Annotated in this window: 13 protein-coding genes; 7 read left to right on the top strand and 6 right to left on the bottom strand. The window is 61.4% G+C overall.

Translation table 11 applies throughout. The features are described 5' to 3' along the window. The first annotated feature begins 51 nt into the window (after window positions 1–51). From AACW87_RS19450 to AACW87_RS19435, 4 genes are all read left to right on the top strand, one after another. Entirely contained in the window at window positions 52–1,713 is a 1,662-nt protein-coding gene (locus tag AACW87_RS19450; RefSeq protein WP_241325894.1) for a bifunctional metallophosphatase/5'-nucleotidase, read from the top strand. Window positions 1,714–1,894: 181 nt separating this feature from the next. Continuing rightward, window positions 1,895–3,538 (top strand): hypothetical protein, encoded by a 1,644-nt coding sequence (locus AACW87_RS19445; protein WP_241325893.1) that lies wholly within the window; start codon window positions 1,895–1,897, stop codon window positions 3,536–3,538. Window positions 3,539–3,688: 150 nt separating this feature from the next. Continuing rightward, on the top strand, window positions 3,689–4,192 hold the full coding sequence (locus tag AACW87_RS19440) for a M48 family metallopeptidase (protein ID WP_042872274.1): 504 nt from the start codon (window positions 3,689–3,691) through the stop codon (window positions 4,190–4,192). A gap of 25 nt (window positions 4,193–4,217) precedes the next feature. Further along, complete coding sequence (locus AACW87_RS19435; RefSeq protein ID WP_445206863.1) at window positions 4,218–5,042, top strand: DUF2927 domain-containing protein; 825 nt, start codon at window positions 4,218–4,220, stop codon at window positions 5,040–5,042. Window positions 5,043–5,188: 146 nt separating this feature from the next. Here the strand turns inward: AACW87_RS19435 and AACW87_RS19430 are convergent, their stop codons facing one another. Next, window positions 5,189–5,437, bottom strand: a complete 249-nt coding sequence (locus AACW87_RS19430) for a DinI family protein (RefSeq protein WP_021140432.1) — start codon at window positions 5,435–5,437, stop codon at window positions 5,189–5,191. A gap of 277 nt (window positions 5,438–5,714) precedes the next feature. Here AACW87_RS19430 and AACW87_RS19425 point away from each other — a divergent pair, with 277 nt between their 5' ends. Beyond that, a complete protein-coding gene (locus AACW87_RS19425; protein WP_042872269.1) occupies window positions 5,715–5,984 on the top strand; it encodes a type B 50S ribosomal protein L31 in 270 nt (89 codons plus the stop codon). After that, window positions 5,981–6,106 carry a type B 50S ribosomal protein L36 gene (gene ykgO, locus AACW87_RS19420; protein ID WP_005300174.1) on the top strand — a complete coding sequence of 42 codons (126 nt, stop codon included), beginning with the start codon at window positions 5,981–5,983 and terminating at the stop codon, window positions 6,104–6,106. Before AACW87_RS19425 ends, ykgO begins: the two co-directional genes overlap by 4 nt. A gap of 63 nt (window positions 6,107–6,169) precedes the next feature. Here ykgO and AACW87_RS19415 read toward each other — a convergent pair whose 3' ends face one another. Next, window positions 6,170–7,036, bottom strand: a complete 867-nt coding sequence (locus AACW87_RS19415) for a pirin family protein (RefSeq protein WP_241325892.1) — start codon at window positions 7,034–7,036, stop codon at window positions 6,170–6,172. Window positions 7,037–7,159: 123 nt separating this feature from the next. Between AACW87_RS19415 and AACW87_RS19410 the strand changes: the two genes are divergently transcribed. Then, a complete protein-coding gene (locus tag AACW87_RS19410; protein WP_241325891.1) occupies window positions 7,160–8,065 on the top strand; it encodes a LysR family transcriptional regulator in 906 nt (301 codons plus the stop codon). Between the two features lie 91 nt (window positions 8,066–8,156). Here AACW87_RS19410 and araC read toward each other — a convergent pair whose 3' ends face one another. The 4 genes from araC to AACW87_RS19390 all read right to left on the bottom strand — a co-directional run bounded on the left by araC (window position 8,157) and on the right by AACW87_RS19390 (window position 12,839). Continuing rightward, on the bottom strand, window positions 8,157–9,068 hold the full coding sequence (araC, locus tag AACW87_RS19405; RefSeq protein ID WP_042872261.1) for an arabinose operon transcriptional regulator AraC: 912 nt from the start codon (window positions 9,066–9,068) through the stop codon (window positions 8,157–8,159). Between the two features lie 163 nt (window positions 9,069–9,231). Further along, entirely contained in the window at window positions 9,232–10,233 is a 1,002-nt protein-coding gene (gene araH / locus AACW87_RS19400; RefSeq protein WP_241325889.1) for an L-arabinose ABC transporter permease AraH, read from the bottom strand. Between the two features lie 50 nt (window positions 10,234–10,283). Beyond that, entirely contained in the window at window positions 10,284–11,783 is a 1,500-nt protein-coding gene (gene araG / locus AACW87_RS19395; RefSeq protein WP_241325888.1) for an L-arabinose ABC transporter ATP-binding protein AraG, read from the bottom strand. A 72-nt stretch (window positions 11,784–11,855) separates the two neighbouring features. Further along, window positions 11,856–12,839, bottom strand: a complete 984-nt coding sequence (locus AACW87_RS19390) for an arabinose ABC transporter substrate-binding protein (protein ID WP_011705778.1) — start codon at window positions 12,837–12,839, stop codon at window positions 11,856–11,858. Window positions 12,840–13,181: the final 342 nt, after the last annotated feature.

Here is a 13,181-nt window from a genome sequence, read left to right as displayed (position 1 = left end):
CCCCGAGCTTGGAGTAGACTCTGTGCTCTTTTTTCTCTAAGGAGGACCGAGATGAGTATTACGGTTCAACTTGCCCATTTCAGTGACTGCCACTCCCATTTCGATGGCGCCCCCATGCGCTTCTCCCCCGTTGGCGAGTCCGAATGGCGCACTCAGTGTGGCGGCTATGCCCGCATCCTTTCCCGACTCACCGCCCTGCGCCAGCAGGCAGACGCGGCGGGTCAGACCTGTCTGTTCCTGCACGGCGGTGATACCTTCCAGGGTTCGCTCTATTTCAACCGTTTCAAGGGGCGCGCCAACGCAGATCTGCTGAGCCTGCTGCGACCGGATGCCATGGTGATCGGCAATCACGAGTTCGATCTGGGCAACGGCCCTCTGGTGGAGTTTTTGCGCCAGCTCGACTTCCCTGTGCTGGCCGCCAACCTGGACAGCAGTCAGGAACCGGCCGATGCCCCGTTGCGGCTGAGGGGTCTGCCCATGCTGCATGATGCCAGCCGCCCCTGGCACAAGCGCATCATAGACGGCGTGCCCTTCGCCCTGCTCGGTATCACGCTGCCGCAGATGGCCGCCATCGCCAACCCGGATGCCTATACCCATTTTCACGGCATAGAGGAGACCCTGGTTGCTGCGCTGGCGGAGATCAAGGCCGAAGGCATTCACCACATCATCTTGCTGAGCCACCTGGGGCTGGAGCAGGACAAGCGTCTGGCGGCCCGCTTTCCCGAACTCAGCCTCATCATAGGCGGCCACACCCACAGTCAGCTGGGGGATCTGGCGCCACTCGGGCTCGAGAGCGACGGCAGCTATCCGCTGATGGTGAACGAGGTGGCGATATTGCACGCGGCCCACAGCGCGCTCTGTCTCGGGGTGTGCGAGCTGGAATTTGACGCCCGTGGCCGGGTGCAACGCAGTCAGGGCCGGCTGGAGTGGCTGCCCTGGCAACCCTGGCCGTTTGCCTCTGTGCCGCCGGCCGGACTGCACTTCTGCGAACCGGCTCCCGCACTTGAGCTGCATCTGGCCAAGCGCTATCGGCCCGAACTCGAGACCATGACCCAGCGCATCGTGACCCGGCTCGCCGGGCCGCTGCACCATCAGCGCCTGCCCGATGCCAATTTGCCCGCCGGCAGCCAGGTTGCCCCCCTGGTGGCCCACGCCATGCTGACCGGCGCCCGCGAGCAGGTCGGTCAGGTGGACTTCGCCCTGCACAACGCCGGGGGCGTGCGCTGCTCCCTCGAACCCGGCCCCTTGAGCGAGGCGGACATCGCCGGTCGCCTGCTGCCCTTTGCCATTCCGCTCACCCTCTATCGGGTGCACGGCCATGAGCTGGCCGAGGCGCTGGAGGGGGCCATCAACAACGCCACCAACAACGGCGTGACGGGCAACGGCAGCGGCAGCTTTCCTTATACTGCCGGGGTCCGTTTCAGCTACCAGGCAGACAAGCCCAAGGGGGCCAGGATCACCCGGCTGGAGTGGGAGGCGAGCCCAGGTCAGTGGCAGCCGGTCGAGGCAGATGCCATCTATCGTGGCGTCTCAAGCGCCTATACCGCCTCCGGCAAGGAGGGCTACACGGCGCTGGCCCGCACCCTGACCCAGCACAATCAGGAGCTCGGCATCACGCTGGCGGATGCCTTCATCCGCTGGGCCCGCTATCTGCCCGAGCTGAGTGCCATGCCGCCGCTGCTGGCGTATCAGGGCCCAGGCGTCGTGTCTTGACCCCTGGGGGACTCAGGCCACAGCTTCTGCCACATTTGTCATGAAAAAGTGCCGCTTTCTTGCCAGAAGGCGGCACTTTTGCAAATTATTTCAAGCACATCTCCCTCGCCCATTGCATAGCGCAGTCAGGCTCGGCAAGATAGGCCCGCTTTCGAGACTTCCCAGCAGGAACAGGTCACCCATGAATCATGCCATCCGTTTTACCCCTCCTCGTGTCAATCCGGGCCTGCGGCCCTTGGTGATCCTGCTCACCGGCCTGCTGGCCTTGCTGTTCTGCCTGCGCAACCCGCTGTTTCATGACATGGCTCCCGGCTTCGATGCGTCCTTGTTCGCTGTGATGGGCAAGATGTGGAGTGAGGGGGGTGTGCTCTATCGGGACATGATCGACATCAAGGGCCCCATGATCTTCGCCCTCGATGCACTCGGCTACAACCTGGCTGGCTTCTTCGGGATCTGGCTGCTGGAGTGGGCGCTCTGCTGGCTCGGTCTGCTGGCCAGCTGGCAGGCATTCGGCCAGCTCGGCCTCTCCCTGCGCGCCCGCCTCGGCACCATGCTGGCGGTGCTGGCGCTCTACAGCACCCGTTATTACTACGGCAACATGACCGAGGACTGGACCTTCCATCTGGCCCTCCTCGCCCAGTGGGCCTTCATCACCATGCTGCTGGACAAGCGCTTCAGCTGGGGACCGGCTCTGGTGGCGGCGCTGACCTTCGCCATCGTGGCCTGGATGCGCACCAACAACGGCGCCTTCTGGGGCGCCTGGTATCTGGTGCTGTTCTGCCACTGGTGCCTGCGCGAACAGTGGCGCTGCGCCTTCGCCCTGCTCTTCTCCAGCCTGCTGGGGCTGACCCTGATAGGCGGCCCCCTGTTCGCCTACTTCCAGCACCACAGCCTGCTGGCCGAATTCAAGTATTACGCCTTCGACATCTTCTTCGAGGGCAGCTACGGCAACGGCTTCTCGCCGGATGTGGGCAGCGTCGGCCTGCTGCGTACCGGCCTCATCATGCTGCTGCCCGCCTTCATCGTACTCATGATGGGCCGGCGACAGGAGTGGTATCTGCCCGCCCTGTGCGCCACCCTGTTCGGCGTGGTGTTTACCCTGGTCGCCAACTCCGTCTCCGGCCATGTGTTCGATCACTACGATGTGCTCTATCTGCCGCTGGCCCTGCTGCCGCTGGCCTGCCTGCTGGATCGCAGCGAACAGCAGGCCGATGGCCTCGGCCTGCTCTGCATCTCGCTGGTGGTACTGACCGCCAGCTGGCTGCTGGCCCAGCAGCTCGGTTACGGCTGGAGCACCAAGGAGTGGTCGCTGGAGCGGGTGCGGGAAGTGCTCGGCAACAGCCTGTTGTGGGCCCTGCCCGTGCTGATCCTGGTGCCCCTGTGGCGTGCCTGGGATGTGCGCAGTGCCACCCCCTGGCTCGCCTCGCTGGCCATGCTGGCCCTGCTGCTCAACAACGCCTGGGAAGGCAGCCTGAAGGGCAGGCCGTTCAACCCGCCGGCCCAGGTACGGGTCGATCGGATCAAGGCCGAAACCGGCCCGACCGACAAGATCTGGGTCGATGGCATACAGCCGCAATATTATCTGTGGACCGATCGCCAGCCGGCCTCCGCCTATCTCTTCTTTGCCAACGTCAATCCGCCCTACGACGTGCGTGAACGTGTGCTGGCCGACATCAAACGCCAGAGTCCCAAGTTCATCATCGCCAAGCCGGAACGGATTGCCGACGAGCTGAAAAAACCGAGTTCCCCTTCCAGCCTCGCCTTCTATCAATATCTGGTGAGCCAGTATGAAGAGGTGGACCCGGGCCTCTATCGCAGGCGCTGATCCCGCACCATCGCCAGCCAGGGCCGTCATTGATCACAGTGACGGCCCTTTTGCTTGGACGAACACACGCAGGGAAGGGAGCAAGCCCTACCCAAGCCGAGACAGGATGACTACAATGGCGCTCTTTTTTGATATGACGAGTGACAAACCATGGTGGAACTGACCTATCTCGGGGGCTACCCGGACCCGCTCAAGGCCCAGGTACAACAGCTGATCGCGGCCGGCAAGCTGGGCGACATGCTGGAGAAACGCTACCCGGACAGCCACCTGATCCAGAGTGACAAGGCGCTGCTGGGTTACGCCATGGAGTTGAAGAACCGCTATCTGAAAAGCTCGGCGCCGCTGTCCAAGGTGATCTTCGATGGCAAGATCAACGTGATCAAGGATGCCCTCGGCCTGCATACCTATGTCAGCCGGGTGCAGGGCAACAAGCTCAAGGCCAAGAACGAGATCCGCATCGCAGCCCTGTTCAAGGAGGCTCACCCCGCCTTTTTGAAGATGATAGTGGTGCACGAACTGGCCCACCTGAAGGAGAAGGATCACAACAAGGCCTTCTACCAGCTCTGTCAGCACATGGAGCCGGACTATCATCAACTGGAGTTTGATCTCAGGCTCTGGCTCACTTGGCGCGATCTTGAGCGTGCCGCACGCTGACCGACTGCCGTTTCAAGGAGGAAACATGATCCCGTTGCGCCATCAGCTGCCGCCCCCTGCCCGCGCACTCAAGGGCTGCTTGATGGGCGTGTGGAGCCTGATGATGCTGCTCCCGTCGCTTTCCCTGCACGCCGCCGAACGCTGGCAGAGCGATGCCTATCTGACTCAGAGCTTCTTCGAAGTCGCCATGAAACGGGAATATGGCCGCGAGCAGGGTGTGCGCTTCTCCCGCTGGCAGCAGCCCATCCGTCTCAGGCTCATCAACGAATTTGGTGACAAGCCGCTGCAGGCCGAGGTGGTCAAGATCCAGAGCCAGCATCTGGCCAGTATCATAGGTCGCCCCATCACGCTGGTGAACGACAAAGCCAACATCACGCTGATCATGACCCAGCGCTCGCAAATGGCGAGCTGGGCCAGCCGTACCATGGGCCAGGATGCCTCCATCAAGACGGCGCTCAAGGAGGGACTGTGCATGGCCAATTTCGCCACCAATACCCGCCATGAGATAGCCCGCGCCACCATCATCATTCCGGTTGATTACAGCCGGGCCAAAGGGCGTTTTCTCGATTGCGTGGTGGAGGAGCTCACCCAAGTGATGGGGCTGCCCAACGACTCGGACAAGGTATTTCCCTCCATTTTCAACGACAACAGCATCGACAGCTTCCCGACTGGACTCGACTATGTGCTGCTCAAGCTCGCCTACCACCCCGCCCTGCAGGCCGGCATGACGGCCAGTGAAATGCGCGCCGCCCTGCCCGAAGCCCTCAAGGCGCTACGCGCCCAGGGCGAGATAGCCCAGGCCGACCAGCGAGTTCAGGTTAACAGCCTCAAGCGCTGGGCCGGGTTGTAAGGCGCAGGCCCCACTTTCCTGCACGCAGTGAACAGGCCAATCCCCCGAGTAATCAGAAACGAAAAACGCAGCCCGAAGCTGCGTTTTCCTGATCTGGATTGAGTCTTGCTGGCGCCTGCCACGGCTCACGCGGCTACCAGCGAGCCTCAGGAGGCGGCGTTTTCCGGCATCCAGCTGTCGGCATTCTCCCACACCTCCTGCACCATAGCCTCCGCCAGCTCTTTGTCTTCCTTGCTGGCCCGGCTGACCGTCATCGCCATGGCGCCGCCCGGCGCGACCCGCACATGCAGGTCTGGGAATTTCTCGCCCAACTGCTTGAGCAACTCCTGACGCAGTGCCTCCATGGTAGTGGTAGGGATCTGATGTTTCTTGTCGATGATGATTTCCAGACGCATAGGATAAGTCTCCATGATTTATGACTGTATTTTTATACAGTAAAAATCAAAAGTAAAGGGGGCATTATCTGCTTCCCCAGACAGGCCTTCAATCAAAGTCGCAGCGACGCGGCAGATAACCAGGTTTCACTGCTCACAGGTTGTGCACACCAGCCGGTTTTTCCTCTATGCCGGCCTGGGCTCTCGCTGTCATTCCAAAAAATTGTTGATATTCATTCTCAACAGGAGCATGATTTAATTGTTATAAGATAACATACCAATTAATTGAGCGAGTATCATGCGTCCCGACATACACCCCGAATACCGCAAGGTTCTGTTTCACGACCTGACAGGCAACACCTATTTTCTGGTGGGTTCCACCCTCAAGACAGATCGCACCAAATTGTGGGAAGACGGCAAGACCTATCCCTATGTGACCCTGGATGTCTCCAGCGCCTCGCACCCCTTCTACACCGGCAAGCAGAAGCAAGTCAGCAAGGAAGGTCAGGTCGCCCGCTTCGGTCAGCGTTTTGGCCAATTCTTCAACAAAGGAAAAGACAAGTCATGAAAGTGCTCTCCTCCCTGAAATCAGCCAAGTCGCGCCACCCGGATTGCCAGATTGTCCGCCGCCGCGGCAAGCTGTTTGTGATCTGCAAGAGCAACCCCAGGTTCAAGGCTCGCCAGCGCTGAAGGCTGCCGCACCATAGACAACCCGGGCCCTCTCGCGAAGGCCCGGGTCTTTTTTAACCTTCATTACTCTGGCATCAGGCCGAATCTGCCGCTGTTGAAGTCATCGATGGCCTGCACTATCTCTTCATGGCTGTTCATCACGAAGGGACCGTGACCCACTATGGGCTCCTCGATGGGCTCACCGCTAAGCAGCAGCACCACAGCCTCGCTGTTTGCCTCGATCATGACCTGCCGCCCCGCCCGGTCCAGCACCACCATCTGCGCCTCCCGGGCGATGGTGCTGCCGTTGACCTGTACGGTCCCCTTCAACACGACGAGCGCGCCGGTCCAGCCTTCCGGCAAGGTTAGGGTGCTGCTGCCGCCCTGCACCAGGCGCAGATCCCAGACATGCAGGGGGCTGAAAGTACGGGCCGGGCCACTGTGCCCATCAAATTCCCCGGCGATGACCCGCACTGTGCCTGCGCCCTTGGCCAGCGCCACCGTTGGAATGTCGCGACCGAAGATGGCCTGATAGCCAGGCGGCGTCATCTTGTGCTGGCTGGGCAGGTTCACCCACAGCTGCACCATCTCAAGCTCACCGCCCGACTCGCTGAAGGCCGGTGCGTGAAACTCCTCGTGCAAAATACCGGCGCCGGCGGTCATCCACTGCACATCGCCTGGGCCAATCACGCCGCCCTGACCGGTCGAATCCCGGTGCGCCACCTCCCCCTTGTAGACGATGGTCACCGTCTCGAAGCCGCGATGGGGATGCTGACCCACGCCGCGCGGCTGGGTGCTCGGCATGAAATTGGCCGGGCCGGCATAGTCGAGCAGCAGGAAGGGGCTCAGTTGCTTGCCGTGGCTGCTGTATGAGAAGAGGGAGCGAACGGGAAAGCCGTCGCCAACCCAGTGAGGACGCGGTGCGCTGTAGACGCCGAGGATCTTTTTCATCTGTAGCTCCTGAATTATCCGGTGGATTTCATCGTTGGAGACAGCTTAGTTTCGAGACTAATCCATGGGTAGACTGCTAAATTGAGCATCAGCGTCCTATTTTTGGAACGATAAGAGCACCCTATGCAGGATCTGAACGATCTCTACTACTTCGTCCAGGCGGTGGACCACGGCGGATTTGCCTCCGCCGGACGGGCCATCGGCATGCCGAAATCCCGGCTCAGCCGCCGTATCGCACTGCTCGAAGAGCGGCTCGGCGTGCGCCTGATCCAGCGCTCGACCCGCCAGTTTGCGGTGACCGAGCTGGGCCGCACCTATTACGAGCACTGCAAGGCGATGCTGGTGGAAGCCGAGGCGGCGCAGGCCGCCATCGAGGTGACCCGCGCCGAGCCCTGCGGCCTGATCCGCCTGAGCTGCCCCATCGCCCTGCTACATACCCATGTTGGCCCCATGCTGGCGGATTTCATGGCGCACTACCCGCAGGTCAGCGTGCAACTGGAAGGAACAAACCGGCGAGTGGATCTCATCGCAGAAGGGGTCGATGTGGCGATCCGGGTCAGGCCGCCGCCGCTGCAAGACAGCGAGCTGGTGATAAGGGTGCTGGCGGATCGCAGGCAATGCCTAGTGGCGAGCCCGGCACTCATCGCACAGCATGGGTTTCCCGCCGCCCCTTCCGAGCTGAACGGCTGGCCCAGCATGGGGTTGGGCACCTTGCAGCAGAGCCATCACTGGTCGCTGTTCGGGCCGGATGATGCCCATGCCAGCGTCGTCCACCAGCCCCGTTTCGTGACCACTGACATGGTGGCACTGCGCAGCGCCGCCCTGGCCGGGGTGGGTGTGGCCCAATTGCCGTTGTTGATGGTGCGGGAACAGCTGGCCGCCCGTGATCTGGTGCAAGTGGTGCCCGAATGGGAGCCAAGACCCGAGATCATCCACGCCATCTTCCCCTCCCGCCGCGGCCTGCTCCCCTCGGTGCGGGCGCTGATCGACTATCTGGTCGAGCGCTTCGCCGCCATTGATGAGGAGTGACGGAGCGGAAATAACCGCTCCCCCCGACGGCCGTACCATTATGCGGTGGTGGTCATGGGGCGAAACGATCAGCGTCATCAAGCAAAGGCGGTCACAGCGGGGTAGCGCATTTGCGGTACTCAGTCGGGCTGACGCCGACCCGTTTCCTGAACACCCGCGAGAAGTAGAGCTGATCGTCATAGCCCACCTGCTGGCCTATGGTGGCCACCGACATGGGGGTGGTCTGCAGCAGCAGCTTGGCCCGCATGATCCGCTGATCCTCGCGCCAACGCACTATGCTCACCCCCACCTGCTCGCGAAACAAGTGAGCCAGCCGTGAAGGGGACAAAAACACCTGCTCTGCCAGCGCCTCCACCGAGATCTCGGCACAGAGCGACTCGCTCAGGATCTGGCACGCCTGGTGAACTCTGTGATCTATGGTGGGATAGGCATTGAGGGATGAGGCCTCGTAGCAGCGAATGAGCAGCCGCTCCAGCAGGTTCATGGCGAGCTGTTCCGACATGGGTCTGAGCTGCTGGTGAGTCTCTTCGATGTCGAGGAACAGGGCGTCAAATTCGGCGAGCAGTTGGCTGTCAGCCAGCTGCAGGCGCCCCACCCGCTCAGTGACCTGGGGCCACTTGAGCCAGTCGGCCCAATAGGCCCTCGGCCGGAAATAGACCCAGCGGTGATACCACTCCCGCGCATCCGGTGCCCGGCCGTAATAATGCACGGCCGCCGGCGGGAACAGCAGCAGGTCGCCTGGCTCCACGGTGAAGGCCTGATCACCCTGAAAGATCTGCCCCTTGCCCTTGATGGTCAGATTGACGATGAAGCCCTTCATGCCCAGGGGTCTGTCAATGATGAAGTCGAGCGCGCTCCCCTGCTCTATGGGGGTCATGCCCGAGACCAGGAAGACGTCGAAGGCGTAGCCCGGCAACAGGGGGTTGAGTTGTTTCGGCTTCTCTTTTTGCATTGAGGACATGGCGGAAAACAGCGCTTGGGTAAAAAAATCGGCTTGGGCCATTGTAAAGACTCACCTTGGGAACGCGCCATCCGGCGCTCGGCGTCGTGTGAAATTGTTGAACTGGCTCACAATGGCATGGGCCGTGCGCCATGGTGTCACCGGCCATCATGGGGCAATCGGCAGTCAGGCCCGCAGAGTGCGGGCCCGGGCCGGTGGAGGGCGATCAGGCGCGCGCCTTGCGCACTTGCTTGTAGCGGTCGAACAGCACGGCGGCGAGCAGGATCAGGCCGCGTACCACGTACTGGGCGAACGGGGATATGTTGAGCAGGTTCATGGCGTTCTCCATCAGCCCCAGGATCAGCACACCGGCGATGATGTAGGAGATCTTGCCGATGCCCCCCTTCATGGAGACCCCGCCCAGCACGCAGGCGGAGATGACCACCAGCTCGAAGCCGATCGAGGTCATGGGCTGGCCCGAAGTCATGCGCGACGCGAGTATGATGCCTGCGATGGAGGCAATCAGCCCGGTCATGGTGAAGATGATGATCTTGGTGCGCACCACGTTGACCCCGGCGAGGCGCGCGGCCTCCTCGTTGCCCCCCATGGCCAGGGTGTTGCGACCGAAGGTGGTCTTGTTGAGCAGCAGCCCAAACAGCACGAAGCAGAGCGCCGTCAACCAGACCGGCGTCGGGATCCCAAGCAGGGCTGAGTTGCCTAGCTCGAAGAAGCCCTCTTCCACTATGCCGACCGCCTTGCCGTCCGAGATGATGTAGCCTACCCCCCGCGCCATCTGCATGGTGGCGAGGGTGGTGATGAGGGCATTGATCTTGAATTTGGCCACCACTATGCCGTTGATGAGGCCAAACAGCACCCCCACCGACATACCGGCCAGGATGCCGACCGTGATGCTCTCGGTGGCGTTGATGCCCACAGCGCAGGCGACGCCCGAGCAGGCCACTACGGAGCCGACCGACATGTCAAATTCACCGGAGGCGAGGCAGAACAGCATGCCGCAGGCCACCATGCCGGACATGGAGACAGCCAGCCCCAGCCCGCGCATGTTGATCAGGCTGGCGAAGTTGGGTACCAGCACGCAGGCCAGCAGGAACAGGGCGGCGAAGATCACCAGCATGCCGTATTGATCCCAGATCCGGGCCAGTTGCACTCTGGAGCTGGCGGTCGCAGAGACAGTCGCGGCCTGACCGACAGAGGTAGTTGTTGTCATGGTATTTCTCCTGAAGTTTCCGGGTGCTATCGCGTTGCAGTCACGGGGGATTAACGGGCCGGCATGGCCAGATTGAGTGCCTTGACCTCGTCGGCCTCATCATGGGAGAGCTCCCCTGCTATCACCCCCTCCCGCATGACCATGATCCGATCCGCGATGCCCAGCACCTCCGGCAGTTCGCTTGAGACCACCACCACGGCGATACCCACCTTGGCCAGATCGTAAATCACGTTGTAAATCTCGTTTTTTGCCCCGACGTCGATGCCGCGGGTCGGCTCGTCGAGCAGGATCACCTTCATGTCTTCGGAGAGCCAGCGGCCCAGAATGGCCTTCTGCTGGTTGCCGCCGGAGAGGTTCATGATGGCCTGATGAGGGGACGGGGTCTTGACCCGCATGTCGCGGATCCGCAGCCTCGCGTTCTCGTCCTCCCATTTCTGGTTGATCCAGAAGCCCCCCCACGCCTTGTGGCGGCGGGCGCTGATGTTGATGTTCTCCTGCACCGAGTGAATGGGGATGATGCCGAGCGCCTTTCTGTCCTCGGTACAGAGCATGATGCCGCTGTGAATGGCATCGATGGGGTTGCGGATGGGCACCGGCTTGCCAAACACAGCGATTTCGCCAGAGACCAGCTTGTCAGCACCAAAGATGAGCTTCATCAGCTCGCTGCGACCGGCCCCCACCAGTCCGAAAATGCCGAGGATCTCCCCCCGTTTCACCTCAAACGAAATGGGCGCTTTCAGGCCCGGCCCCATCAGGTTCTCTACCTTGAGGCCCACTTCCCCGAGCGGCCTCGGGCTGTAGCCGTAGATGTCGGTCAGCTCGCGCCCCACCATGGTCTTGACCAGCAGATCCCGGCTGACCTCGGCCATGGAGGCGAAGGTGCGCACGAACTGGCCATCCTTGAAGACGGTGATGGCATCGCACAGGGCGAAGATCTCGTCCATCCGGTGGGAGACGTAGAGAATGACCTTGCCCTCGTCGCGCAGCTGACGGATAACTCTAAACAGCTGCTCAATCTCGCGCGACGACAGGCTGCTGGTCGGCTCGTCGAAGGCGATGACGCTGGCATCCCGGGTCAGCGCCTTGGCGATCTCCACCATCTGCCACTGCCCGAGCGACAGGTACTTGAGCGGCGTCTCGGGGGAGACATCCATGCCGAGGCGCGCCAGCTGCCTGGCCGCATCCTGATAGAGCTTCTCCCGATCGATGACCCCGCGCCGGGTCGGCAACTGACCAAGGTAGATGTTCTCGGCCACCGTCATCTCGGGCACCAGGTGCAACTCCTGATAGATGATGGCGATCCCGCTCTCCAGGGCATCGACCGTGCTCTGAAAGACCCGCTCCTGGCCGGCCAGCTTCACCACCCCCGTGGTGGGCGACTGAAAACCGCTCAGGATCTTGAGCAGGGTGGACTTGCCCGCGCCGTTTTCCCCCATCAGCGCGTGCACCGTGCCCTGCTGGCAGCAGAAGGAGACGTTCTTCAGCGCCTTGACGCCGGGAAACTCCTTGCTGATGCCGCAAAACTCCAGATAAGGAACTGACTGATTCATGTTTCACTCCAGCCGACCGGCATGGCGCACTGCGCCATGCCGGTCTCGGTGTCAGGGTTTAGATGGCGTCAATCACAGACCTTTCTTCTGCAGCTCGACCTTGAAGTTGTCGCGGGTGATGAGCACCACGTCGGTCACCTCGGTGAACTTGGCCGGCTCGGCGCCGTTGACCACCCAGTCATGGAGCATCTGGATGCTCTTGTAACCGTGCACGTCCGGGCTTGGCAGCAGGGAGCCGAGGAAGCCGGTGGCGCTGGACTTGGAGAGCTCGTTCACCGCATCCACCCCGTTGATGCCGATGCCGATGACGTTCTCGGCCTTGAAGCCCTGCCCTTCGGTGGCACGCACGCCGCCGAGCACAGTGTTGTCATTCATGCCGACGATGAGCCAGTTCTTCACCTCGGGGTGCTGCACCAGCATGGAGTTGGCGGCATCCAGTGCCCCCGGAATGTCGTTGGCCTTGGTGGGTGAGCGGTAGATCTGCCCCTCGGGGAAACCGGCGGCCTTGAGCGCGCTCAGGGAGCCTTCGACCCGGCGGCGGGCGGTGTCGAGCTCGTCGGCGGTGATGGCAAGCACCCCGGTCGCCTTCACGTCCCACTGGCGTTTTTGCATCTCCTTGTAGAGCTCCTGGCCCTGGCGTTCACCAATCTTGGTGGCGGCCATCATCACCAGCGGCACCTGCTCCATGGGCTGGCCCTTGGCGTTGACGAACTGGTCGTCCACCGTGATGACCTTCAGATCCATGCTGTTGGCCTTGGCCATGATGGCGGCCCCGAGCTTGGGATCAGGGGTGCAGATGACGAAGCCCTTGGCGCCGTTGGCCGCCAGGCTGTCGATGGCATTGAGGGTCTTTTCGCCATCGGGGACGGCTATCTTGATCACCTCGAAACCGAGATCCTTGCCCGCCTTGTCGGCGAAGTTCCATTCGGTCTGGAACCAGGGCTCCTCCGGCTGCTTGACCAGATAGCCCAGCTTCAGTGCCTCGGCCGAGAAAGCAGAATTTGCCATACCAAGGGCAAACCCCATTGCGATCATGCTGTTAACGATTTTGTTCATGCGAGTGTCTCCAGGTGTTCTATCAATCCATGTATCCACGCAGTGCTGCTCCTTGAGTCAATCAAGCCGCAGCCATATAAAAACATGCTTAAACAGGACGTTATTGTTGTTGCTAGTTGAGCGAACCAAGTTGTAATCGTTTTCACATGGAAAAATGGAGAGCAGGATCACGCCATGAAATTGCAGCCGTTTTGTCTATGTTTTCAGCAAAATAATCACATAGCGGATCTTAGATAGCCGTCACCCTCTTGCCGGCATAGCGTTTAAATCCATATTTCCAGCAGCCAATGGCTAACCGCCCGTGCGCTCCATCTCCTATGGTTCCTCACCAGTCACCCCTCA

This window comes from Aeromonas sp. MR7 (genome assembly GCF_963899385.1).
GTDB classification, from domain to species: domain Bacteria; phylum Pseudomonadota; class Gammaproteobacteria; order Enterobacterales; family Aeromonadaceae; genus Aeromonas; species Aeromonas bestiarum.
The sequence above is the reverse complement of the archived record's forward strand: the minus strand, read 5'-3'. Positions and strand labels throughout refer to the sequence as shown.

Excerpts from the sequence above, each read along its gene's own strand:
- araC (WP_042872261.1), bottom strand. The coding sequence starts at position 9,068 with ATGGCCCAAGCCGATTTTTTTACCCAAGCGCTGTTTTCCGCCATGTCC.
- AACW87_RS19445 (WP_241325893.1), top strand. The coding sequence starts at position 1,895 with ATGAATCATGCCATCCGTTTTACCCCTCCTCGTGTCAATCCGGGCCTG.
- AACW87_RS19430 (WP_021140432.1), bottom strand. The coding sequence starts at position 5,437 with ATGCGTCTGGAAATCATCATCGACAAGAAACATCAGATCCCTACCACT.
- araH (WP_241325889.1), bottom strand. The coding sequence starts at position 10,233 with ATGACAACAACTACCTCTGTCGGTCAGGCCGCGACTGTCTCTGCGACC.
- AACW87_RS19450 (WP_241325894.1), top strand. The coding sequence starts at position 52 with ATGAGTATTACGGTTCAACTTGCCCATTTCAGTGACTGCCACTCCCAT.
- AACW87_RS19440 (WP_042872274.1), top strand. The coding sequence starts at position 3,689 with ATGGTGGAACTGACCTATCTCGGGGGCTACCCGGACCCGCTCAAGGCC.
- AACW87_RS19415 (WP_241325892.1), bottom strand. The coding sequence starts at position 7,036 with ATGAAAAAGATCCTCGGCGTCTACAGCGCACCGCGTCCTCACTGGGTT.
- araG (WP_241325888.1), bottom strand. The coding sequence starts at position 11,783 with ATGAATCAGTCAGTTCCTTATCTGGAGTTTTGCGGCATCAGCAAGGAG.
- AACW87_RS19435 (WP_445206863.1), top strand. The coding sequence starts at position 4,218 with ATGATCCCGTTGCGCCATCAGCTGCCGCCCCCTGCCCGCGCACTCAAG.
- AACW87_RS19425 (WP_042872269.1), top strand. The coding sequence starts at position 5,715 with ATGCGTCCCGACATACACCCCGAATACCGCAAGGTTCTGTTTCACGAC.
- ykgO (WP_005300174.1), top strand. The coding sequence starts at position 5,981 with ATGAAAGTGCTCTCCTCCCTGAAATCAGCCAAGTCGCGCCACCCGGAT.
- AACW87_RS19390 (WP_011705778.1), bottom strand. The coding sequence starts at position 12,839 with ATGAACAAAATCGTTAACAGCATGATCGCAATGGGGTTTGCCCTTGGT.
- AACW87_RS19410 (WP_241325891.1), top strand. The coding sequence starts at position 7,160 with ATGCAGGATCTGAACGATCTCTACTACTTCGTCCAGGCGGTGGACCAC.